Source organism: Bacillus infantis (assembly GCF_008180445.1).
GTDB lineage: Bacteria > Bacillota > Bacilli > Bacillales > Cytobacillaceae > Bacillus_AB > Bacillus_AB infantis_B.
Genome location: NZ_VTER01000011.1, coordinates 36,218 through 58,247 on the forward strand (window position 1 = coordinate 36,218; position 22,030 = coordinate 58,247).

General features: G+C 47.2%; 22 protein-coding genes. 17 read left to right on the forward strand and 5 right to left on the reverse strand.

Annotated features, from left to right (window positions below; translation table 11 throughout):
• Nucleotides 1-272 precede the first annotated feature (272 nt).
• The 3 genes from FZD51_RS19635 (at nt 273) to FZD51_RS19640 (ending at nt 3,018) form a co-directional block, all read left to right on the forward strand.
• Nucleotides 273-1,889 (forward strand): putative polysaccharide biosynthesis protein, encoded by a 1,617-nt coding sequence (locus FZD51_RS19635; RefSeq protein WP_148976322.1) that lies wholly within the window; start codon nt 273-275, stop codon nt 1,887-1,889.
• A 61-nt stretch (nt 1,890-1,950) separates the two neighbouring features.
• Nucleotides 1,951-2,118 (forward strand): hypothetical protein, encoded by a 168-nt coding sequence (locus FZD51_RS26285; RefSeq protein ID WP_187445835.1) that lies wholly within the window; start codon nt 1,951-1,953, stop codon nt 2,116-2,118.
• Nucleotides 2,119-2,298: 180 nt separating this feature from the next.
• Nucleotides 2,299-3,018, forward strand: coding sequence for a pseudouridine synthase (locus FZD51_RS19640; protein ID WP_148976323.1), 720 nt, complete (start codon nt 2,299-2,301; stop codon nt 3,016-3,018).
• A 66-nt stretch (nt 3,019-3,084) separates the two neighbouring features.
• On the opposite strand, the gene FZD51_RS19645 is transcribed toward FZD51_RS19640, so the two are convergent.
• Nucleotides 3,085-3,306, reverse strand: a complete 222-nt coding sequence (locus tag FZD51_RS19645) for a DeoR family transcriptional regulator (RefSeq protein ID WP_009795247.1) — start codon at nt 3,304-3,306, stop codon at nt 3,085-3,087.
• A 434-nt stretch (nt 3,307-3,740) separates the two neighbouring features.
• On the opposite strand from FZD51_RS19645, the gene FZD51_RS19650 reads away from it, so the two are divergent.
• The 6 genes from FZD51_RS19650 (at nt 3,741) to dat (ending at nt 10,273) form a co-directional block, all read left to right on the forward strand.
• Nucleotides 3,741-5,036, forward strand: coding sequence for a M48 family metallopeptidase (locus tag FZD51_RS19650; RefSeq protein WP_262381011.1), 1,296 nt, complete (start codon nt 3,741-3,743; stop codon nt 5,034-5,036).
• A gap of 135 nt (nt 5,037-5,171) precedes the next feature.
• Nucleotides 5,172-5,900, forward strand: a complete 729-nt coding sequence (locus tag FZD51_RS19655) for an MOSC domain-containing protein (RefSeq protein ID WP_148976324.1) — start codon at nt 5,172-5,174, stop codon at nt 5,898-5,900.
• Nucleotides 5,901-5,951: 51 nt separating this feature from the next.
• On the forward strand, nt 5,952-6,665 hold the full coding sequence (locus FZD51_RS19660; RefSeq protein ID WP_148976325.1) for an ABC transporter ATP-binding protein: 714 nt from the start codon (nt 5,952-5,954) through the stop codon (nt 6,663-6,665).
• The gene (locus FZD51_RS19665) at nt 6,658-7,845 is read left to right on the forward strand and encodes an ABC transporter permease (protein ID WP_187445836.1); all 1,188 of its coding nucleotides are present in this window, start codon (nt 6,658-6,660) and stop codon (nt 7,843-7,845) included. The genes FZD51_RS19660 and FZD51_RS19665 overlap by 8 nt, the downstream gene beginning before the upstream one ends.
• A 94-nt stretch (nt 7,846-7,939) precedes the next feature.
• Complete coding sequence (pepV, locus tag FZD51_RS19670; RefSeq protein WP_148976327.1) at nt 7,940-9,358, forward strand: dipeptidase PepV; 1,419 nt, start codon at nt 7,940-7,942, stop codon at nt 9,356-9,358.
• A gap of 39 nt (nt 9,359-9,397) precedes the next feature.
• On the forward strand, nt 9,398-10,273 hold the full coding sequence (gene dat / locus FZD51_RS19675; RefSeq protein ID WP_148976328.1) for a D-amino-acid transaminase: 876 nt from the start codon (nt 9,398-9,400) through the stop codon (nt 10,271-10,273).
• A gap of 71 nt (nt 10,274-10,344) precedes the next feature.
• Here dat and cysK read toward each other — a convergent pair whose 3' ends face one another.
• Nucleotides 10,345-11,277: a cysteine synthase A gene (gene cysK / locus FZD51_RS19680; RefSeq protein WP_148976329.1), complete on the reverse strand. Its 933-nt coding sequence runs from the start codon at nt 11,275-11,277 to the stop codon at nt 10,345-10,347.
• Nucleotides 11,278-11,506: 229 nt separating this feature from the next.
• On the opposite strand from cysK, the gene thpR reads away from it, so the two are divergent.
• The 4 genes from thpR to FZD51_RS19700 all read left to right on the forward strand — a co-directional run bounded on the left by thpR (nt 11,507) and on the right by FZD51_RS19700 (nt 16,539).
• Nucleotides 11,507-12,064 (forward strand): RNA 2',3'-cyclic phosphodiesterase, encoded by a 558-nt coding sequence (thpR, locus tag FZD51_RS19685; RefSeq protein ID WP_148976330.1) that lies wholly within the window; start codon nt 11,507-11,509, stop codon nt 12,062-12,064.
• Nucleotides 12,065-12,093: 29 nt separating this feature from the next.
• Complete coding sequence (locus FZD51_RS19690) at nt 12,094-13,053, forward strand: NERD domain-containing protein (protein WP_148976331.1); 960 nt, start codon at nt 12,094-12,096, stop codon at nt 13,051-13,053.
• A 198-nt stretch (nt 13,054-13,251) separates the two neighbouring features.
• Nucleotides 13,252-15,393, forward strand: coding sequence for a type I pullulanase (pulA, locus tag FZD51_RS19695; RefSeq protein ID WP_148976332.1), 2,142 nt, complete (start codon nt 13,252-13,254; stop codon nt 15,391-15,393).
• Between the two features lie 366 nt (nt 15,394-15,759).
• Nucleotides 15,760-16,539 (forward strand): phosphotransferase family protein, encoded by a 780-nt coding sequence (locus tag FZD51_RS19700; protein WP_148976333.1) that lies wholly within the window; start codon nt 15,760-15,762, stop codon nt 16,537-16,539.
• On the opposite strand, the gene FZD51_RS19705 is transcribed toward FZD51_RS19700, so the two are convergent.
• A complete protein-coding gene (locus FZD51_RS19705; RefSeq protein ID WP_148976334.1) occupies nt 16,536-16,814 on the reverse strand; it encodes a YtzH-like family protein in 279 nt (92 codons plus the stop codon). The genes FZD51_RS19700 and FZD51_RS19705 overlap by 4 nt on opposite strands.
• A gap of 111 nt (nt 16,815-16,925) precedes the next feature.
• A complete protein-coding gene (locus FZD51_RS19710) occupies nt 16,926-17,105 on the reverse strand; it encodes a hypothetical protein (protein ID WP_009795231.1) in 180 nt (59 codons plus the stop codon).
• Nucleotides 17,106-17,388: 283 nt separating this feature from the next.
• On the opposite strand from FZD51_RS19710, the gene trmB reads away from it, so the two are divergent.
• Together trmB and FZD51_RS19730 are read left to right on the forward strand one after the other, a co-directional pair.
• A complete protein-coding gene (trmB, locus tag FZD51_RS19715) occupies nt 17,389-18,027 on the forward strand; it encodes a tRNA (guanosine(46)-N7)-methyltransferase TrmB (RefSeq protein ID WP_148976335.1) in 639 nt (212 codons plus the stop codon).
• A gap of 695 nt (nt 18,028-18,722) precedes the next feature.
• Complete coding sequence (locus FZD51_RS19730; RefSeq protein ID WP_148976338.1) at nt 18,723-19,562, forward strand: YtnP family quorum-quenching lactonase; 840 nt, start codon at nt 18,723-18,725, stop codon at nt 19,560-19,562.
• A 54-nt stretch (nt 19,563-19,616) separates the two neighbouring features.
• Here the strand turns inward: FZD51_RS19730 and FZD51_RS19735 are convergent, their stop codons facing one another.
• A complete protein-coding gene (locus FZD51_RS19735) occupies nt 19,617-19,931 on the reverse strand; it encodes a PepSY domain-containing protein (protein WP_009795384.1) in 315 nt (104 codons plus the stop codon).
• Nucleotides 19,932-20,144: 213 nt separating this feature from the next.
• On the opposite strand from FZD51_RS19735, the gene FZD51_RS19740 reads away from it, so the two are divergent.
• Both FZD51_RS19740 and FZD51_RS19745 read left to right on the forward strand, forming a co-directional pair.
• Entirely contained in the window at nt 20,145-21,218 is a 1,074-nt protein-coding gene (locus FZD51_RS19740) for a M42 family metallopeptidase (RefSeq protein ID WP_148976339.1), read from the forward strand.
• 96 nt (nt 21,219-21,314) lie between these two features.
• Nucleotides 21,315-21,839: a DUF84 family protein gene (locus tag FZD51_RS19745; protein ID WP_148976340.1), complete on the forward strand. Its 525-nt coding sequence runs from the start codon at nt 21,315-21,317 to the stop codon at nt 21,837-21,839.
• Nucleotides 21,840-22,030 lie beyond the last annotated feature (191 nt).

Sequence of the window (22,030 nt, forward strand, 5' to 3'; positions counted from 1 at the left end):
CTTTATTTACTTTTTGCTTTTTTAACATTAGTACAAAAGGGTGGGAAAGGCAAATTTTTCAGGCAAAAGCCGTTAAGTCAGGAGGCAGCTGAGGAATCTGCTTTTTTCTGACGGCAGGGTCCGCAATAAAGTAGCATTGGGGGCAAAAGAAAGGTAAACTACTAATAGTGTGTTTACATTTCGACAGAAACTGATAAGAATAGCGTTTGTGCGGCAATCAGAATGCCGCATGGATGAACCAAGCGAGATTTTTCTTTTTAGGAAGGGATTATATGTCATCTAAGCTTTTAAGAGGTACCTTTATTTTGACCCTCGGCACCATTATATCAAAGGTTTTGGGCCTGTTTTATGTGATACCGTTCTACCGGATTGTTGGAGACCATGGAAATGCTTTATACCAATACTCCTATGTGCCGTATACGATCTTCATCAGCATTGCCACAGCGGGAATCCCTCTGGCAGTTTCCAAATTCATCTCTAAATATAATGCCCTAGAAGAGTATGCAGTCGGCAGGAAGCTTTTTAAATCGGGCCTGATTGTTATGCTCTGCAGCGGGATTATTTCTTTTCTTGTTCTTTATTTTGCGGCGCCTGTCCTTGCAGAAATCAGCATACCTGATAATGACTTGGATTCAAGCGTCAAGGATGTAACAACGGTCATTAGGGCTGTCAGCTTCGCACTGATAGTTGTCCCATTTATGAGTTTAATCAGAGGATTCTTTCAGGGACATCAATCAATGGGGCCATCAGCCGTTTCCCAGGTGATCGAGCAGATTGTCAGGATTGTGTTCCTCCTTGCTGGTGCTTATATTGTTCTTGAATGGATGGGCGGAAGTCTGGTTACAGCTGTCAGTGTAGCCACCTTTGCAGCTTTTGTGGGAGCGATAGGCAGCCTGGCCATTCTGATCTGGTACTGGTATAAACGAAAATCACATTTGGATGAGCTCCTCCTTCAGGACAAAGGGACGATGGATATTTCCCTGAAGGAAATGTATAAGGAAATCATCATTTATGCGGCGCCTTTTGTGTTTGTCGGCCTGGCCAATCCGCTCTTCCAGTTCATAGACCAGCTGACCTTTAATCGGGCGATGTCAGGCATCGGCCTTGCGGACCAGGCTGAGACGGCTTTTGCTGTGCTGAATTTCCAGACCCACAAGCTTGTGATCATCCCTGTATCGTTGGCGACAGCATTTTCGCTTACACTTGTGCCCGCCGTTACGAGGGCGTTCACCGATAATGACAGAACCAGCCTGAACAAGCAGCTGAACCAGACATTCCAGGTGCTCCTTTTTCTGACATTGCCTGCCGCAGCCGGGCTTTCACTGCTGGCTGAGCCGGTTTTCACTGTTTTTTATGAACATAAGGAATTGGGTACAGAGGTTTTAAGAACGTATGCGCCGGTGGCGATGCTGTTTTCCTTGTTCTCAGTTACAGCGGCGATCCTGCAGGGGATCAATGAGCAGAGATTCACGATTCTGAGCCTGCTTGTCGGTCTGCTCGTCAAGCTGAGCCTGAATATTCCGCTCATCAGGCTGATGGAAACACAGGGGGCAGTATTGGCTACGACCCTCGGGTACACAGCAGCCATACTGATCAATTTATATGTCATCAGGACCTATGCAGATTATCCATTCCGCCTTGTTGTCAGAAGGAGCCTGCTGATCATCCTGTTCACGGCATTCATGTTTGCCGGCACTTCAGTATCTTATAAACTGCTGACTTTATTCCTGTCTCCGGCTTCTACTATCCAGTCGCTGATCATCATATTCATTTGTGCAGGCATTGGAGCAGCCATCTATTTTTACTTGGCCTTCAGGACGAGGCTTGTTTATTTCCTATTTGGGCAGCGTGTGGAAAAAATCAAACAGAAGCTCCGCCTCCGCTTTTAATAAAGCAGAACGAAAGGCCGCCGCAGCACGAAGCGGGGCCTTTCGTTTTTTCCGTGCAGGCATGCTAGAGCTCCGGATTATAGTAGACGGGGGCGGATCCGCCGACCCCGAGCCTGCGCTCTATGCGGTTCAGCCTCCTGTTGAACCGGCTGCATTGTTTGCTGAGCTGCGCGACAGTGCGTTCAAGCTCGATGACGCGCTGCAGGATCTGGGCATCTCCCTGGGATAAAAAAGAAGGAGATGTACGGAAGACAGGGTGCAGGGGATAAGGGTTAACGGGAATATATCGAATAAGAAGCGCTCCTTTCATTTTGTAAAATGTTCTACTATACTCAGATAAAAAACCAGATAGTGCAGTCTATGATAAAAGCAATGGTTACGGGACTGAAATCTATAAGGAGGAAGAAGGATGAGAATTGATAAAGTGCTGGCCAATCTTGGCTATGGCAGCAGAAAAGAGGTTAAAAAGCTGCTTAAGGACGGATCGGTGACCGTCAATGATGAAAAGATCAAGGATGCCAAGCAGCATGTCGATCCTGAAAAAGATCTGATCCGCATAAACGGGGAAACCGTCGAATACCGGGAATTCATTTATTTGATGATGAACAAGCCGCCGGGCGTCATTTCAGCAACAGAAGATAACAGAGATGAAACGGTCATTGATCTCCTTGAGGCAGAGGATCTGATCTTTGAACCTTTTCCGGTCGGAAGGCTTGATAAGGATACGGAGGGGCTGCTTTTGATTACGAATGATGGCCAGCTGGCCCATCGCCTGCTCTCCCCAAAGAAGCATGTGCCGAAAACGTATTTTGCAGTCATAGACCAGGAAGTAACGGATGAAGATGTCATGGCCTTCCGCAAAGGAGTGATCCTGGATGACGGCTATGCGACAAAGCCGGGAGAGCTCAATATCCTGAAGTCCGGAGAGCGGTCTGATATCGAATTGACGATCACAGAAGGCAAGTTCCACCAAGTCAAAAGGATGTTTGAGGCCGTGGGGAAGAAAGTGGTTTATCTGCAGAGGCTTTCGATGGGTCCACTGCAGCTTGATGAGACGCTCGAGCTTGGTGAGTACAGGGAGCTGACAGAGGAAGAGCTGCAGTCCCTGATGGAATATGAAGTAAAGTAACAAAAAAATCGCCTGATAAGGGCGATTTTTTTGTTTATGGATCCCCCGGAGCCCGGGAGACTGTATTTACGATGATAATTTAACTTTTCTTTGCGTCGTCGTCCATTTTCCTCTGCTCGGACTGATGACTAAATCATTATAGGCCAGGACATTCAAATCTCGTTGTATGGTGCGAGGAGTAATACCAAATTCCTCTACAAGCTCCTGAGTTGTTACAGTTCCGCGCTTACAAATAAACATGTAGACGGCTTTAATGCGGTTTAACATCCGGTTAGTCGAAGGTTTCAAAGAACCACTCCCTATCCTTTTTTCAAACCTTTGGCAAATTCCTGCAACCGACAGCTTCGATGAAGAAACATGTCTTCAAGGTATGTAGTTTTCTTTTCCCCAGACAACTCCTTTTCTAATCATTAAAGAATGTTCTAGATGTCATACTTCTACAATTATTGTACTCTTTCTTGCAGGATATTGCTACTTTAATACTTGAATTTACGAAAGATTAACACAATTTGGGTGAAAATGGCTTCATTTCCAAACTGATGACCGCCTGAATAAGAAACCTTCATGATGCCTGGCTCTCTTTATATCCCTATGCACCAGAGCATCGGCATATGTGTATATCAGCCTTTTTCCAATGGGCTTATTTACCTGTATTCCCAATTGGTAAAATTCATTATAATCAATGAGTAATTTATGCAGCTAACCGAAAGGATGGAAATCATTTGGATCAGTCATTGCGTGAGCAGCTCGTTCACAGGAAAGAAAGTCTTTATTTTGCTTTTGTCATTTTATTCGGCATCCTTACGTATGTGCTATTATCTATAACTATTATTGGCATTATCATGCTGGCCATTTTGCTGACTGCCACCATCATTCTCCACGGGCTGATGATGGGCGGGATCCGCAGGAACGGTGTAAAGCTTGGGGAAAAGCAATTCCCAGACTTGTATGAAAAGGCGGTTTCGGTGGCCGGGCAGATGGGGCTGGCCAAGGTCCCGGATATTTATATTGTGGAATCCGAAGGGGTTCTCAATGCTTTTGCATCCCGTTTTTTCAGAAAAAATATGGTGGTGCTGTATTCTGGTATTTTTGAATTGATTGAGCAGAAAGCTGAGAAGGAGGTACTGTTTGTACTGGCACACGAGTTTGCCCATCTGAAACGAAGGCATGTGACAGTCAGCTTCCTGCTGCTGCCTGCTCTGTGGGTGCCATTCTTGGGAAATGCGTATTTAAGAGCTTGCGAGTATACCTGTGACCGCTATGCGGCCTACTATACTGAGTCTTATGAAGCTTCCAGGAACGCGCTGACAATGCTTGCCATCGGGAAAGAATTATATAAGAAGGTCGACCAGGAAACCTATATGGAACAGATCGAGTCGGAGCAGGGCATTTTCATCTGGCTGAATGAAAAGCTTTCCACTCATCCGCATCTTCCGAAAAGGCTGCATGCACTGGCACAGTTTTTTGCCCCGGAAACGGCACTGGTGCTTAAAGAGAAGCGAAGTACTGTCTGGATTGGTTCTATCGCAGCTGTGCTTTTTCTGGCCCTTGCCGGAATAGGGCTATGGTTTGGCTTAAAAGGAATCGAAAATCTTGCTATGCTCCCAGATATGCCAATTGATGGACCAGTAGAAGAAGTGGAAGGAATTACGCCTCTGATGGAGGCTGCAGAGACAAATGACCTCGCCTCTATTGAAAACCAGATTGGGAATGGAGCTGACATTAATGCTGCTGACAGTGAAGGCTCAACTGCCCTGCACTGGGCCGTGTACAGCGGACAGGCCGATGCCGCCCGGCTCCTGGCAGAACACGGAGCTGATCCAAATACAGTGGATGCCTATGACACAACGCCTTTAATGAGCGCGGTTTTTGCAGATGATGCCAGTATGGCTGAATTGCTTCTGGAATATGGGGCAGATCCGTTATATACAGATGCAGAGGGCCTTACAGCCTATGATTATGCTCAGGAATACGGAAACCCTGAAGTATTGGAAGTGCTTAAGCCATATTATGAATAAGAAATGCACGCTGCTGATGAATTCAGCAGCGTTTTTTTGTGCTTATCCATGAGCTTTTCGAGTAGGCGCTGTCTGCCGTCTAAACAAACACCGTGCTATAATATGGAAAAAAGCAGCAGGGAAGGGGAGAGAGGCATGAAAGTGGGAACGATTCAAGAAATCATCAGGCATCCTGTCAAATCCTTTGGAGGTGAAAGTGTGGCAGAGACGCGGCTCATGTCTTACGGATTATATGGAGACAGGAGCCATGCTTTCCTGGACATATCCAGGCCCGGGAAATTCCTGACCATTACCCAGGCTCCCGAAATGGCCACATTTTCAGCTCGTTTTGCAGGAAAGGAACAGGATAATATGTTTCCGGCTGTCATCATCAGAATGCCTGATGGAAGCAGCGCCGATTGGGGTGATCCCCGTGTAGCAGGATACTTAGAAAGCCTCACAGGCAAAAAATCTGAGCAGATTCAATACTCGCCAAAGAGTGTACCTTTAGGTCCAATAGAAGAGGAGCATCTGCAGCTCGTTTCCGCCGCTTCACTGAGAAAGCTCGGTGAAATGCGGGGCAGGGAAGTTGATCACCGGCGCTTCCGGGCAAATATAATCCTTGATATTGAAGGATCTGTTCCCTTTGCAGAAGAAAGCTGGTTTGGGAAAAAGCTGATCATCGGCAGCGGAGGATCCACTATCATGATTAAGCGTCATTGTGAAAGATGCCAGATCATCACAGTCGATCCGGAGGATGCCGGTAAGGATGCCTCCCTTCTGAAGATGGTTGCCAAAGAAAGGAGCAATCATTTCGGCGTCTATGCTTCAGTGGTGCGTACAGGTCCGATCCGAACAGGTGATACAATCTATCTTTCAGATTGACCGAGGAAAATTTTTCCTTCACTTCGCCGTATATATATCGGGGGGAAAACAATGAAACTATTAACAGCGCAAATAAAACAGGCGGGATACAGCAAAGAAGCTCCATATCTGCAGGATATTCAATTTGAAGTCCATTCAGGAGAGCTGATCGGCCTGATCGGGGCGAATGGTGCGGGAAAGAGCACAACCATTAAAACGATCCTTGGCCTGATGGAATATACAGAAGGAGAAACCGTTTTGAAAGAGGGGATCAAATATTCTTATGTTCCCGAGCGGCCCATCTTTTATGACGAGCTTACATTATGGGAGCATCTCGACTTCATCGCTGCAGTAGAAGGGCTCAGCGATCAGGAATACAGGAAGCAGGCGGAAGAGCTGCTCGAGCTGTATAAGCTGGCAGACTATGCACATGATTATCCCCATACATATTCAAAAGGAATGCAGCAGAAGGCCATGCTGGTCCTCTCTCTGATCATCAATCCTTCTGTATATATCATTGATGAGCCTTTCATCGGCCTGGATCCAAATGCAACCAGGCTATTCCTGGAATCAGTCGAAAAGGAGCGCCAGAAGGGTGCAGGCATTTTGATGTCGACCCATGTTCTGGACACTGCCGAAAAAGTTTGCGACAGGTTTATAATCATTAATAAAGGCAGGGTCGCGGCATCAGGGACCATGGATGAAATCAGGCAGCAATGCGGCCTGCCGGGCGGGTCGCTGTTCGACTGCTTCCACATGTATTCAGAGGAGCATGTATATGACTAGCAGCAGGCTCCTTCTTAAAAGGCTTTCGGCAGAATGGAAATATCAGTACAGCATCTTCAAATCAATTGCGGACTGGACCATCATACTCTATCTGGCGGTTCCTGCAGCAGTCATCTCCTTTTTCATATACAGATCCTGGTGGACAGAAATGCCCGGGTGGATTTTAATGGTGCCGGCAGCTTTCCTGTTCCTTCCAGGCTATATTGCCTCATGGGGCGGCCAATACCGAACCTTTATCCAAGAGGCAGATAAGGTATTTCTAATTAAAAACCGGAGGCTTTATTTCGGCCTTAAAAAAGGAGCTTTCCTCTATTCTCTTCTGGCTGGAGCATTCCAGGCAGCCTTCATAGCCATTCTGCTGCTTCCCTTTTTAATGGGGCATTACGGCTTTACAATGGCACATGCTGTTTCCTATTTCCTGTTTTTCTTTTCCTGCAGAGTGTTTATTATGTGGCTGAAGCAAAGTCTGAGGAAGATAGAAGGGAAGTTTCTAAGGATACTATCCAGTCTTGTAAGCTTTGTGCTTTTAAGCTGGATAGTCCAGCTTATTTTTGCCTTGTGGCTCGGGGGAAATCTGCTGCTCTTTAATATTTCTGCTATTCTGCTGCTTGCCCTGGGAATCTTCCTATACAACAGGAATCTGTCAAAAACACATACCTTTGATACTGAAGCGGCATTTGAGAGGGAAGAAAAAGTCAAATATACAGGTCTGATTTTCCAGCTCTCCTATGAGGTAGAGATGCCTTCGCCTTCCACAGTAAGAAAAAAGCCTTTTTTGTTCAGGCATTCAAAAAGGATCTTTAAAAAAAGGACGGTCTCTGCCGGATTTCTGGAAGTTTTCATTAAAGTATTCCTGCGCAACCCGTCTTATTGGGGAAACTATTTAAAAATCATATCACCTGCAGTGGCAGCGATTGTCATCATTCCGCCTGTCTGGTTAAAAACGCTTATAGCCATCGGCTTCCTCATCATGATGTATTCCTGGCTGCAGATGGTTTGGGGGAAAATCACTATCTCCCACCCCCTCACAAAAAAATACGGTGAAAGAGATGCGTATTTTTCGGCACGAACCAAAGCGGTATGTGTTCTCTTTCTTCTGTCCATCATTCTTGTTATACTGGCGGCAGCGGGAGGACTTTGGCTGACAGGCCAGATGCCTGCTGGCAGCCATTCTCTTTGATTTAAGGTTTTTCATTGAAATGATTTATAATGGAAGAGCGAAAGTGGTTTTACTATTCCGGCAGCAGCCGGTCTTGTACATAAGGAGGATTTGTATGAAAAACATTGATTGGCAGAAAGAAATAGAAGAACGGGAGCCGGCTTTCCTGGCTGATACCCAGAAGTTTCTGCAAATCAGGAGCGTTCTGGATGAAGAGAATGCGACTGAAGATGCCCCTCTGGGAAAAGAAGTCAAAGAAGCACTTGATTTTATGCTGGAGCTGGGCAGCAAGGACGGATTCTCCGTGAAAAACACCGGAAATCTTGCAGGACATATTGAGTTTGGGAATGGAGAAGAAATCGTCGGGATTCTTTGCCACGTCGATGTTGTTCCTGAAGGTGACGGATGGACAAGCGATCCTTTTGCTGCAGAAATAAGGGATGGAAAGATTTTTGCACGCGGGGCGCTGGATGATAAAGGGCCTACTATGGCCGCTTATTATGCTATGAAAATAGTCAAGGAGCTTGGGCTGCCGCTGAGCAAAAAAGTGCGGATGATCGTCGGGACCGACGAAGAGAGCGATTGGCGCTGTGTGGACCATTATTTCAAGCACGAGCAGATGCCTGATATCGGCTTTGCCCCAGATGCTGATTTTCCGATCATTTATGCAGAAAAAGGAATTTCCGACTTTGACCTTGTTCAGGAAAGCACGGCAGAAAATCAGGATGGCGATGTCAAGGCAGAAGTTGCTTCTTTCCAGTCCGGCCGAAGATACAACATGGTCCCCGACTATGCCAAAGCATCCCTGCTTGTCCATCATGAACAGACAGAGGTGCTGCAGCGGTTTGTCGATTTCCAGAAGCAGCATGACCTGAAGGGCAGCTATCATGTGGATAATGGTGAATTGATACTTGAGGTTGAAGGAATTTCTGCACATGGAATGGAGCCTGATAACGGGAAGAATGCAGGCTTATATTTAGCTAAATTCCTGTCGGAGCTTTCAATCGATTCAAAGGCAGCCCAATTTTTCAGCTTTGCTGACCGCTATTTCTTCAAGGATTCCCGAGGCATTCAGCTGGGCGCGGCCTTTTCTGACGATATCACAGGCGACCTGACCATCAATCTTGGCAAGATGAGCTATTCACAGGCAGAAGGCGGACGGCTAGGATTGAATCTCCGCTACCCTGTCACCAATGATATGGCTTTAACCAAGGAAACCGTCATGGCTGCCGCTGGAAAAGAAGGGTTCCGCCTCGAAAACTTTACAGATTCCAAGCCCCATCATGTGGATGAGGATACTTTCCTGATCCAGACGCTGAAAAAAGTGTATGAGGAGCAGACTGGAGATGAGGCCAAGCTAATTTCGATCGGGGGAGGAACGTATGCCCGTTCCCTGAAGGCCGGTGTCGCTTTTGGTCCATTATTCCCTGACAGGGAGGACATTGCCCACCAGAAGGATGAATATATGTTTATTGAGGACCTTGTAAAAGCTGCAGCCATCTATGCACAGGCCATTTATGAGCTGGCAAAATAAAAGAAACAGGCTGAATAATTGTATAGGGGAGGAACGGAAGTGGAATATGCTATCCTGAATGGGAAATTGATTGAACGCAAGGATGCCAAGGTTGACATCGAAGACAGAGGCTATCAGTTTGGCGATGGTGTCTATGAAGTAATCCGGGTATATAACGGCAAAATGTTTACAGCTGAGGAACACCTGAACAGGCTGTCTGAAAGCTGTGAAAAAATCGGACTGAACCCTGGTTTTACAAAGGCAGAGCTCAAAACGAAACTGGAAGAGCTGATCGGGAAGAACAAGATTGGTTTCGGAACAGTCTACCTTCAGTATTCAAGGGGCATTTCGCCAAGGAATCACGCCTTTCCGGGCAGTGAAGTCCCTGCCGCTTTCGTAGCCTATACCCGTGAAGCTGCGCGGCCGGAGGAGAATATGAAATCGGGAATCAAGGCAATAGTGACTGAAGATATCCGCTGGCTCCGCTGCGATATTAAAAGCCTTAACCTGCTTGGCAATCTGCTGGCCAAGCAGAAGGCAGCCCAGTCCGGGTGCTTTGAAGCCATCCAGCACAGGGGCCATACAGTGACCGAGGGCAGCTCATCTAATATCTTTATTGTGAGCGGCGGTAAACTGGTGACACATCCGGCTGACCATTATATCCTTAACGGGATATCACGGCAAAAAGTGCTCGAGATTTCCCGTGAGAATGATATTCCGTTTGAGGAGAAAGCATTCACGATTGATGAGCTCCTTGGTGCAGACGAAATCTTCATTTCCAGCACAACAGCTGAAGTGATGCCGGTCATCGGGATTGACGGCAGTCCTGTGAAGAACGGTAAGCCAGGAAAGCTGACGCAGAAGCTGCAAGGCCTATTCCTCGAAAAAATCGAAAAGGAATGCGGAAGCATTCAAACAGGTGCATTGAACAGCTGAAAAAAAACCGGCCAGGCACTCCAGATCAGGAGGCGTGGCCGGTTTTTTCATATAAAGCTGTTTATTCTATCTTACTCAAAACGGAACAGGTCGCTGGAAAGGTATCTTTCCCCTGTATCACACACAATGAAGACGACTACATCTTCGGGTGTGAGCTTTTTGGCGACTTCGATGGCCGCAAAGCAGGCTGCCCCTGAGGAAGGGCCGACAAGGATGCCTTCCTCCCTGGCGAGCCTCCTTGTAGTGTCATAAGCTTCTTCGTCCTTAATCTGGTGGATTTCATCATATACATCCTGATTAAGGATTTCAGGGATAAAGCCGGGGCTGGTGCCAACAAGCTTATGCTTCCCTGGCTTCCCTCCTGAAAGGACTGGAGAGCCCTTCGGTTCGACAACGTGGACCTCAAGACCCGTATATTTCTCTTTCAGCACCTCTCCGGTTCCAGTGATCGTTCCGCCTGTGCCTGCAGTCGCGACGAAAGCAGACAGGGGCTTTCCGATCTGTTCCATCCCATCAATGATTTCAAGTGCAGTTGATGTTCTGTGGGCATCTGGATTTGCTTCGTTATCAAACTGCATCGGGACAAAGCTGTCCGGGATTTCCTCAGCAAGCTCCAGCGCTTTTTTGATCGATCCCGGCATCTTTTCATCACCCGGTGTGAGGACCACTTCCGCACCGTACGCTTTCAGCAGATTGATCCGTTCAAGTGTCATTGTATCAGGCATAACAAGTATGGCCTTATAGCCGCGTGCAGCAGCGTTCATCGCAAGTCCGATCCCGGTATTCCCGCTTGTAGGCTCAATGATGGTTGACCCTTTTTTCAGCCTTCCTTCTTCCTCTGCTTTAATGATCATATTAAAAGCTGCCCGATCTTTGACGCTTTTGCTCGGGTTGTAAAATTCGAGCTTGGCATAAATGGCTGCCCCATACTCTGGAGCCAGCCTGTTCAGCTTCACGAGCGGCGTGTCGCCAATCAAGTCAGACAGGTTGTCTACAACCTTCATAAAACTCTTCCTTTCTAAAAATAATAATAAAGCTATTTTGCATTCCTTCAGCAATTCTCATGCAAAAGGAGGGAAAACTAAATGATTTTCATTTCATGCTTTGCTCCATAATCATACCTAAAAGGTGGGAAGGCTATCAAATCTTAAGGATTTTCCGGCAGCTTTTTGTTCCCGGCTGTGCAAATTTTGTTAAAATAAATAGAAATGTCGTGGAAAGGGCGTTTTATTGATGTTAACACATTATTTTTTTGCTGTGCGGCTTCCTGAGGATGCCAAAGATAAGCTGAAGCTGAAATGCGAAGCGGCAGCAGGAATGCTTGAATTTAAAAAATGGGTCCATTATCAGGATTATCATATTACGCTGGCCTTTCTGGGAAATGCCGGGAAAGATCAGCTGCAGCATGCAGCCAGGCTTGTCAGGAAGGCACTTGAGGAAGAGGAAACTTTCAGCTTATCCACCTCAAGGTTTGGCGTCTTCGGAAAGCCGGATCAGCCCAGGATCTTTTGGGCGGACACAGCTGCCCAGCCCAGGCTTGACGAGGTAAGGAAGAAAGTTTTTGATGCCTGTAAGGAAGCAGGCTTTCAGCTGGAGACCCGGCCATTTAAGCCGCATATCACTCTGGCAAGGAAGTGGGCAGGCAGCAGCCCTTTTGAACCGGGCCTTTTGGGAAATACATCTGTTTTAACAGAGTCAATCTCATTTCCTGCGGCAGAAGTGGTTTTATATCAGACGCATATGGATAGAAGTCCTAAATACGAAGCAATCGAGGTTTATACACTGAAATAAAATACAAGGAAACAAGGAAGGCAGAGGGAATGGGACAGTTAATAAAGCTACAGGATTATATTTCACGCTATGAACAGGATATCTTTTTATATCCTTCCAGATATGTCCGACTGAAGAAGCAGCGGTGGGCACAGCTTGTTGACGCATGGGAAAATAACGATGGGCGGTTTTTCGGCCCTGAACCGGGACAAGCAGAGGATGATTGGAAGCTGGAAGAAAAGCAGCCCCTGTCAGAGAAGATCAAGGGAATATTCAGTCTGAAAAGGAAGTCAGAGGAAGCTGAACAGCTGCCGGTTCCAGAAAAGGCAGTGGAAGAGAAGCTCGATTTTGATCCGCAGTTTGCCTCAAGGCCGGATACGGCAGATGAATTGAAGCAGCAATTCCTGGATCAGCTTTTTAAATTTCAAATGAAGTGGGCGAGCTCGACCATCATGGAAAAATCATTTGTTCAGAGATCCTTTTTCTATGACCCCGAGCTCCGCTTCCTCCTTCAGCGTTTTCCGGACACCTATCTGCTTCTTTATAAGCCTGTATTCCGTTTGAAAAAAGCGCCTGTGGAGGCAGAGTCGGTCTTTATTACGCCGACTGGGGCCTATTGCCTTTCCTTTATGGAAGAAGATGAGCAGGCTGTTTTCATCGGTTCCAAGGAGCATTTCTGGTTAAAAAGGACAGGAAAGGAAGAAAAGAAAATACTGAATCCGCTCATCGCACTGGACCGGACAGAAAAAATTGTAAAGAGCATTTTTCAAATGTATGAAATCGATTTCCCTGTACATAAAGTATTAGTAAGCCGGAAAGGCTATTTTGATTATCCGAATGTACCATATGGGGCAGAGCTGATTGAGAAGCGCGGATTCGAGGAGTGGTTTGAAGCTATGAGGAAAAACACGTCCCCCATCAAGCATAACCAGCTTAAAAGCGCGCAGATCCTCCTGCAATATTGCCAGACAACCTGTGTGAAACGCCCGGAGTGGGGAGAAGCTGAATAAGGCTGCATGATCTTAAATACATGCCTGGACGACTATCAAAAGGACATGTTAGTGTTTCATCCCGATTTGGGCTCAAACGTGTGAAAAGCTGTTAAGGCACCCTTTACAAAATGCCCTGGGCAAGGTTTGGGGCAGCCTGTATTACAGGTAATAAGGAAGTACTCGGAGGAAAGCCGAGAAGAGAAGCGGAGTGAGACGATGATCACAGTGGAACGGATGTATCGTGCATATCTTGATGAATTGAATATCATTGCCATCCTGCTTCCCCGTTCTTATTATAATGGCAGCTGTTCTGTATTTGCTCTTTCAGGTCTGGGAGGGAAGAAGGAACTAATCATTAAAGAACGGCAGGAACTGGAAGAGGAGATTAAATATATTTGCACCTTCGAAGGTGATCTGGATCTCGGAACAACCTGCTGGATCCATGATGAACATGGGGGGAAGACAGACCTTCAGATCGGATCTGTCATCCGGACAGAGGCATTTGATGAAAAATATTATTACAGCGGTAGCCTGGGGTGCTTTTATACAGAAGAACAGACAGTGTTCAAGCTATGGGCCCCTACTGCCACTCAAGCCCGGCTGTTGTTAGAGGAGCCAGGGAAGGGGATTACGGAATATGCGATGGACAGAGAGGATTACGGGGTCTGGTCCTATTGTGCCGAGGGAGATCTTGAGCTTCATGCCTATTCTTACAAGGTATGCATCGATCTTGAGTGGCGGGAGGCTGCAGACCCATATGCTGCCGCACTTACGGCCAATGGGGAGAAAGCCGTTGTTGCCAGCCCCGGGAAAATAAAGATGGCTGAGCACGAGCTTCCGGAGCTGGAACATGATACAGATGCGGTTATATACGAAACCCATATCAGGGACTTTACCATCCACCCAGGGAGCGGCGCGGATAAAAAAGGCACATACCGCGGTGCGGCAGAGCTGGGTACAAAGGGGCCGGAGGGCTGTTCGACCGGCCTTTCCTACGTAAAGGAGCTTGGGGCGACCCATATCGAGTTCCTCCCCTTCAACGACTTTGCGGGGGTGGATGAACTTGGGGAAAAATCGGATTATAACTGGGGCTATAACCCGCTCCACTTCAACGCGCCTGATGGCAGCTACTCCGAGGATCCGGCAGACCCGTATTTGCGGATCCGTGAGCTGAAGGACTTGATTTCAGCTGTCCATTCCCAGGGACTGCGGGTCATAATGGACGCTGTGTACAACCATGTCTATATCAGGGAATCATCGGATTTTGAAAAGCTTGTACCAGGCTATTACTTCCGGCACGATGAGTTCGGGATGCCTTCAAATGGAACCGGGGTAGGCAATGATTTTGCCTCTGAGAGGAAGATGGCAGGGAAGTTCATCGTCGATTCCGTGAAGTTCTGGCTGCATGAATATCAAATTGATGGATTGCGCTTTGATCTGATGGGAATCATGGATGTCGGGACGATGCAGGAGGTCAGGCAAGCTGCAGATGAAGCCGGCAGGCATATTCTCATCATTGGAGAAGGGTGGGACCTTAACACCCCTCTCCCGCAGGAACATAAGGCCAATCTGCGCAACCAGGCCAAGCTCGGGAGGATCGGCCAGTTTAATGACTGGTTCAGGGATTCTATTAAGGGAAGCACATTCAATATTTATGATAAAGGCTATGCACTGGGAAATGCACATTACCGCGAGGATGCGAAACAGGTTCTTGCCGGAAGCATCGGAATGGGGAAAAAGGCTAAGCCTCTCTTCCGTTCTCCAGGGCAGTCTGTAAATTATGCCGAATCGCATGATAATCATACACTGTGGGATAAGCTTGGCGCATGTTTCCCTGAAGAGGGAGAGGGTTTCAAGGAGAAGCACCACCGGCTTGCGACGGCAATGGTCATCCTTGCACAGGGAATTCCTTTCCTTCACAGCGGACAGGAGTTCTTCAGGACAAAAAATGGGGACAGCAACAGCTATCGGTCGCCAAATGAGGTCAACTGGCTTGATTGGGAGCGCCGGCTTCACTATCAGGATAATGTGGACTATATAAAAGGGCTGATTAACATCAGGAAAAATATCAAAGCTTTCCGCTTTCACAGCACAGAGCTGATCAGTAGGCATATGCAGTTCATCCAGGCAGAAGAGCCGATGATTGCATTCGAGCTGCAGGATATCAGGGCATTCGGGGGCTATGATTCCATCAGGGTATGTTTCAATCCTTCCCGGGAAGAGCGGAAGTTCCCTGCTGAAGGAGAATGGGAAGTTTTGGCGGACGGAGACAGGGCGGGTGCAGAACCGGTAAATACTGTGAATTCGGGCGCTGCAATAATTGCCCCATGCAGCCTGCTGATCCTTGCCAGAAGGTGAAAGAAGCTGCCCTTTTGCCCGCCCGGGGCTGAATCGGGATCAAACCATAAAAATTGAAAAAGAAATCATTATAATAAAATACTGTTTTTATCTCTGATTGACTTGACTAGAAAACACGCTAAGAGATAAAATTTATAAGATAGCTATTGCAGGACATTTGCTTCAATAGCTTTTTTTTATTTTACTTTGCTTTTCTATACAATAGTCCTTTAATCAATTAGCGGCGGAATGGACAGGAGCAGGCTTTGCTTTCTATGCAGTTCCGCATATATAGATAGGAGACTGTAAAAGGCCTGGCTGAGATGCGGGCCTTGCACTTTCCTTACTCGCATTTAATTTGCAGAAAAACATTGTAGGTGAACAATTTTGGAACATTTATTTGGACAAGATTGGGAGATAGTTCCTGCCGGAGGAGCGACAGGTGAAGCATTTTTTGCCCAGCATGAAGAGCAGCAATTATTCTTGAAGCGGAATTCTTCGCCTTTTCTCGCTGTTTTGTCAGCAGAAGGAATTGTTCCAAAGCTTGTGTGGACAAAAAGGCTTGAAAATGGGGACGTCATAACAGCCCAGCAATGGCTTGCCGGAAGGGAATTGAAGCCGGGGGATATGGAAGATGAACGGGTAGCCAGGCTTCTCAAGAAAATCCATGACTCCAGGCCGCTCCTTGGCATGCTCAGCAGGCTGGGAAAATCCCCCCTGAAGCCAGAGGCAATACTGAACGCGGTCACAGAAGAGCTGGATGAAGAAATCAGCAGACTGGATGCTGTCAGGAAAGCCCTCGGGTTCCTTGAAGAGGAGAAGGGGAATATCTTCTGTGAAGATATGGTCGTCTGCCACTGCGATGTCAATCATAACAACTGGCTGCTCACAGAGAACGACCAGCTGTATCTGATTGATTGGGATGGGGCGATGATTGCCGACCCTGCCATTGATCTCGGGATGCTCTTATACTGGTATATCCCCCGTGATAAATGGCATTCCTGGCTGAAGAGGTATGGCATGGAATTGACATCCTCCCTTGCCCTTCGCATGAAATGGTATGTGGCTGCCCAGACTCTGACATCGATTCAATGGCATAAAAGCAAGGGAAGATATGAAGAAATGGATAAGTGGATCCAGTTCATCAAGGAGCTTGACCTGGGCTAGGAAAGCTGGTCAATGCTCTCTACCCATTGGGAGAGCTCCTGCTGGTGCAGCTCTATATGGCCGTCGAGATTGGCAGAGCCGGCGCCGTTTTGGCTGTAGCTGTAAATCTGCTCCAGTACTGTCCTTACCTCCTGGCCGATATTTGCATTGACCATGAGGGATTTTACCAAGCGCTCCAATTGTTCACACTCTGAAACCGATCCGCAGCAGTCTGTCTGATGGCTGCTTAATATATCCCTCAGCAGGGTTAGTTGATCTGTATGGCACAGCGGCATATGATTCAGCATCCTTTCTACTTGTACATGAATGGGATTGAGGCACCAACAAAAAAGGAATTCACATTTATCATGTGAATTCCTTTTTTTTATTATTCATCAGCTTATCTTTTATAGATGGTTGACAGGCTTGCCGATATAAAGGCTCTGCCTCTTTGATCTGACTTTCTGAGTCCATTTTCTGTTCCTAAGCTTCTCATACGGATAGACAGTCACACTGTAGCCAAGGAACATGATGCCTATAACTAAAAGGACGGCCATTTCCAATCCTGTCTCAATCAATTTTCCCATGTATATTTCCAGCTCCTTTTGTTGCCTGAAGGAAAAGCATTTCAGGCTCGGGTTTTTCCGTTCGAGTACACTCTTAAAACCTTAACAAAACATCATATAAATGAAAAACGCGGTTTCGATTGATATACAGGAGATATTTCCGGTAACATAAGATGAACGCGCTTTAACAGACAGTGCCCTTACATATGCGGCCGGATGCTCCCCGATCCTTCCTGAACGAGGGTTGCATCGATAGGGAAGGCATGGTATTGTTTGAACGATATTATTATTTAGGGGTGTCCTCATGAGACAAAGAAACAAGCCTTGGGCTAAAGATAAATTAATGCAGCATCCGCAATATGTGATCCTGGAGCCGGATCAGCATAAAGGAAAATGGGCTGAAGTATTTGGGGCAGACCAGCCTCTCCATATTGAGATAGGTACAGGAAAAGGCCGGTTCATCACCGGGATGGCTAAGGCCAATCCTCATATCAACTATATCGGAATAGAATTGGCAGAAAGCGTCATCGTGACTGCCCTTGATAAGCTTATTGAAGAAGAGCTTCCAAATCTTAAGCTGATGAATGCCAATGCCAAGAACCTGGCTGAGTATTTCGATAAAGGGGACGTAGACAGGGTTTACCTTAATTTCTCAGACCCTTGGCCAAAGACCCGTCATGAAAAAAGAAGGCTCACTTTCAAAAGCTTCCTTGATGTCTACAAAAGCATCCTTGTCGATAAAGGAGAAATCCATTTCAAGACTGATAACCAGGGATTGTTCGAATATTCACTGACAAGCTTCTCCGAATACGGACTTCTCCTCACCTACGTCAGCCTCGACCTTCACAACAGCGACTATGAAGGCAACATCATGACCGAATACGAAGAAAAATTCTCCGGCAGAGGCAGCCGAATCTACCGCTCTGAAGTGAGATATCAATAATTATGGAGCGCTTGTCCTGGCCGGCAGCGCTGGTATAGACAAAAGGGGTACGGATATTTCGTGCTCTTTTTGTTTTTTCTATCTATGTAATTAAGTTGGGATAAATTGCCTTGGAAACAAAAAGGCTTGGTCTTCATACTCATAAAAGTTTGAAAACCTGTTAATTGGAGTGGAAGGCACGCAGACTCCTGTGGGAGATAGCGGAAATGTTGAGACCCCACAGCGCGCAAGCGCGAGGAGGCTCAACTCCGCCCCGCGGAAAGCGAAGTGCCTGGAACGGAAATTAACAACTAATGGGAAAGCAGATACTTTTTCTCAGAAGAAGCAAGCGGAAAAGATCAAATTGTTTTTTATCTGCTTTCTGCGCTTAGGATAAAATTAAGGTTTTTATCGAATACAAATAGGCGAGGGCATACTGCCATAAAAGTTTGAAAGACTGTTAATTGGAGTGGAAGGCACGCAGACTCCTGTGGGAGATAGCGGAAATGTTGAGACCCCGCAGCGCGCAAGCGCGAGGAGGCTCAACTCCGCCCCGCGGAAAGCGAAGTGCCTGGAACGGAAATTAACAACTAATGGGAAAGCAGATACTTTTTCTCAGAAGAAGCAAGCAAAAAAGATCAAATATTCCACCAACTCCCCTCTTAATGATAAACTAACAGGTATACATACAATCTGCTGAAAAAGGGAGTGTCCAAATGGAAACCTTAAAATTAAAAACAGTCAAGCTCACGTGGCTCAACGGCGGGGTCACACATCTGGATGGCGGCGCCATGTTCGGCGTTGTCCCAAAAGCACTGTGGGAAAAGAAATACCCCTGCAACGAAAAAAACCAGATCGAACTGAGGACAGATCCAATCCTTGTGGAAGCTAACGGAAAAAAGATGCTCATAGAAACAGGCATCGGTTCAGGCAAGCTTAACGAAAAGCAAAAGCGGAACTACGGAGTGACAGAAGAATCCAGCCTTGAAAGATCCCTCGGAGAGCATAACCTCAGCCCGGAGGATATCGACTATGTACTGATGACCCATCTGCATTTCGACCATGCATGCGGCCTTACCAGACTTGAAGGAGAAGAATCTGTACCAGTGTTCACCAATGCAAAAATCATTGTATCGGAAACCGAGTGGGAAGAGATGCGCAATCCGAACATCCGGTCCAGGAATACATACTGGAAAGAAAATTGGAGCGGGATAGAGGACCAGGTGATCACATTCAAAGATGAATGGAGCTTCGGTCCAGTGAGAATGGTCCACACAGGCGGTCACAGTGATGGGCATTCCATTATTCTAATTGAGGAAGATGGGGAAACAATCGTTCATATGGCAGACATCATGCCGACGCATGCCCACCAGAATGTTCTATGGGTTCTTGCCTTTGACGATTATCCGATGGACTCAATCGCTGCAAAGCAGAAATGGCTTGAGTACGGAATCAGCAGGGATGCATGGTTTACGTTTTACCATGATGCCTATTTCCGGGCGGTGAAATGGGACGGAGATAAACAGCTGAAGGAAGAGCTGAAACGCACCAGATAAAGGCAAGCTAAAGGCCGGATAAAAGAATCCGGCCTTTTTTCCAGCTTGCAATCTCTAAGACAGCGGGTAGGCATCCAAAATCGTTCCGGTGCGGCTGTCTGCGACAAACTCATATTGAGAAACCTCTCCATCAGCTGTCCTTGAAATGCCGCCTTTATAGACGTTATAGCTAAGCCCATGCTTCTCATAAGGTTCAGGCTGCATATGTATCCATGATCCGCTGATCGGGCCATTTTTCTTGAAAGCGGCTTTAGCCTGGTCAAGCGCTTTCTCTGGAGAAACCGCGGTTTTATCTGCCATTAATTCCTTCACAGCCAAGCCGCCTGCTGCTCCGACTCCAACACCAAGCAAAAATGATTTCCAGTTCATGATCTGCCCCTCCGTCTTTTTCCATCATTGTTGTTCTTTATTCCATTCTACCAAATGTAACCGGATATATTAAAGGAATTCACATAAAGTGACGGAACATGGAACCATATCCGGGGGACGGTTAGGAGGAAAAGGTGGTAAGAGGTAAGAAAGTTCTGTAAAATAACTGTATACATAATAATGATGATAAATCCCATTAAAGGAGCAGGTACAATGAACAATCAAACATTGCAGCTTTTTAAGACACTGACAGAATTGCCGGGAGCGCCGGGAAATGAACATTTAGTCCGCAAGTTTATGCGAGAGCAGCTTGGCCAGTATGCAGATGAAGTGGTCCAGGACAAGCTTGGGGGAGTGTTTGGAGTAAAGAGGGGAGATGAGGAAGGCCCGACTGTGATGGTGGCAGGCCATATGGATGAGGTTGGCTTCATGGTTACCTCCATCACCGATAACGGTATGATCCGCTTCCAGACCCTTGGCGGCTGGTGGAGCCAGGTCCTGCTTGCCCAGAGGGTGCAGATCATGACCAATAATGGCCCTGTCACAGGCGTCATCGGTTCCATCCCTCCGCACCTGCTGGATGAAGCCAAGCGCAGCAAGCCAATGGATATTAAAAATATGCTGATTGACATCGGTGCAGATGACCGTGCGGATGCAGAGAAAATCGGCATTAAGCCCGGCCAGCAGATCATCCCTATCTGTCCGTTCACGCCAATGGCAAATGAAAAGAAAATCATGGCGAAGGCCTGGGATAACCGTTATGGATGCGGGCTTGCGGTCGAACTTCTGGAAGAAGTGAAAGACGAAAAGCTGCCGAATATCCTGTATTCCGGTGCGACAGTCCAGGAAGAAGTCGGGCTGAGAGGTGCGCAGACAGCCGCCAATATGATCAAGCCTGATATTTTCTTTGCATTGGATGCAAGCCCTGCGAATGACATGACAGGCGACAAAAGGGAATTCGGCCAGCTTGGGAAAGGTGCGCTGCTTCGCATTCTGGACCGCTCCATGGTTACGCACCGCGGCATGAGGGAATTCGTGCTGGATACAGCTGAAAAGAATAATGTGCCATACCAGTATTTTGTTTCCCAGGGCGGAACAGATGCAGGGCGTGTCCACACTTCGAATGAAGGAGTGCCAAGTGCAGTAGTCGGCATTTGCTCCCGTTATATCCATACCCACGCTTCCATTATCCATGTGGATGATTATGCGGCAGCAAAAGAGCTTCTGGTCAAGCTTGTTAAATCCTGCGACAAAGCCACTGTCGCATCCATCCGCGAGAACGCGTAAAAACAACAGCCCGGAGGCAGCAGCAGTGCTGCCTCTTTTCAATGTGTCAAAATGGGGCAATATAGATTGCAGCAATGAAAAAAGGAGAACAGCTTTATGAAAATTATAATAGGTTCTAAAAATCCGGCGAAAATAGGTGCGGTGGAAGCCATTTTCAATGAAAGCGGCATTGAAGTCGATTCTGTGGATGTACCTTCCGGTGTGAGCGACCAGCCTTTTACAGATGACGAAACGATTAAAGGGGCTGTACAAAGAGCGGAGCTTGCACTGAAAGAAGGAGGAGGCGATATAGGAATCGGCCTGGAAGGAGGGGTCCAGAACACAGCTGCAGGTTTGTTTCTCTGCAATTGGGGGGCGCTTGCGCAAAAAGGCAAAGAAATAATCGTAGCGGGCGGGGCCAGGATCCCCCTTCCGCAGGAAATTGCCGAAGAGCTGCTCGCCGGCCGTGAACTTGGACCTGTCATGGATGAATATGCCCAAAAAGAAAACATCCGGAAAAAAGAAGGAGCCATCGGTGTTTTTACAAATGGCAGGGTCGACAGGGCAGAAATGTTTGCGCATGTTGTCAGACTGCTCGCCGGGCAGCTGGAGTACCGGAACAGAAATAGGGAGAGGCGTTAACGCCTCTCCCCAGTTTGTTTTAAGTAAGCCGCTTCCGCATTTCGATTGTCCAGCTGCGGGCGCTAACCCCTCGAGTCATAAGCCGCCCAAGAATTAAAGGCAAAGAACGCCTTTTATTCCCGGTCGTCTTATGCTTGTCGGGGCTGAGCAAGCGCCCTCCGCATTTCGATTGTCCAGCTCCAGCGGCTAGA